This is a genomic window from Phytobacter sp. V91 (genome assembly GCF_965644225.1).
Taxonomy (GTDB): domain Bacteria; phylum Pseudomonadota; class Gammaproteobacteria; order Enterobacterales; family Enterobacteriaceae; genus CBFFRJ01.
The window spans coordinates 1-1,158 of the sequence record NZ_CBFFRJ010000279.1 but is presented as its reverse complement, the minus strand read 5'-3'; the positions used below and the strand labels follow the sequence as shown (position 1 = coordinate 1,158).

The window sequence follows — 1,158 nt, the reverse complement described above, 5'->3', positions numbered from 1 at the left end:
CTAAATAGCTGTTCCAAATAGTAGATCACCTGAAGGGAACTCAGTCCGGGTTGAGCGATCTGATCAACCGCTAAATATCCCAAATTACCAACCGGACTGAGAGATGTCGAGCATAGCACCCATACCCCGTAACGAACGACGCCTGATGAAGAAAACTATCCATAAAACGCACGACAAGAATCACGCCCGCAGGTTGACCGCTATCCTGATGCTGCACCGGGGCTATCGCGTCAGTGATGTCGCCAGAACGCTTTGCTGCGCCCGTTCGTCAATCGGTCGCTGGATTAACTGGCTCACTCTTTACGGCATTGAGGGACTGAAATCTCTGCCGCCCGGCCGTGGACGTCGCTGGCCGTTTGAACAGATCTGCGTGCTGTTACATCAACTCGTAAAACGTTCTCCGGGTGACTTTGGTTACCAGCGCTCACGCTGGAGCACGGAACTGCTGACGATAAAAATCAATGAGATAACCGGCTGTAGGTTGCATGCTTCCACGGTGCGGCGCTGGTTGCCTTCGGCCGGTCTGGTGTGGCGACGTGCAGCCCCTACGCTGCGTATTCGCGACCCGCATAAAGAAGAAAAAATGGCAGCCATCCGTGAGGCGCTGGAACATCGCAGCGCTGAGCATCCCGTGTTCTACGAGGACGAAGTGGATATCCATCTGAATCCGAAAATCGGCGCGGACTGGCAGGTTCGTGGAGAGCAGAAACGCATAGTGACGCCGGGCCAGAACGAGAAATATTATCTGGCGGGTGCGTTACACAGCGGGACGGGAAAAGTCAGCTATGTTGGCGGAAGCAGTAAAAGCTCGTCTCTGTTTATCAGTCTGTTAGAGCACCTGAGAGCGACATACCGACGGGCAAAACAGATCACGTTGATAGTGGATAACTACATCATCCACAAGAGCCGGGAGACGCTGCGCTGGCTGAAAGACAATCCGAAGTTCAGAGTGATTTATCAACCGGTGTACTCGCCGTGGGTGAATCATGTTGAACGGTTATGGCAGGCGTTACACGACACGATAACGCGAAATCATCAGTGCCGCTCAATGTGGCAACTGTTGAAAAAAGTTCGCCATTTTATGGAAACCGCCAGTCCGTTCCCCGGAGGGGGACATGGTCTGGCAAAAGTGTAGCGGTATTAGGATCAGCTATTTAG

General features: G+C 52.9%; 1 protein-coding gene. It reads left to right on the top strand.

Annotation, left to right across the window (positions count from 1 at the left end; translation table 11 throughout):
- The first annotated feature begins 103 nt into the window (after positions 1–103).
- Entirely contained in the window at positions 104–1,135 is a 1,032-nt protein-coding gene (locus ACSZO4_RS25630) for an IS630 family transposase (protein ID WP_437891896.1), read from the top strand.
- The last annotated feature ends 23 nt before the right edge of the window (positions 1,136–1,158 follow it).

What these genes read in the sequence shown, in the direction of transcription:
- ACSZO4_RS25630 (WP_437891896.1), top strand. Translation starts at nt 104, where the DNA reads ATGTCGAGCATAGCACCCATACCCCGTAACGAACGACGCCTGATGAAG.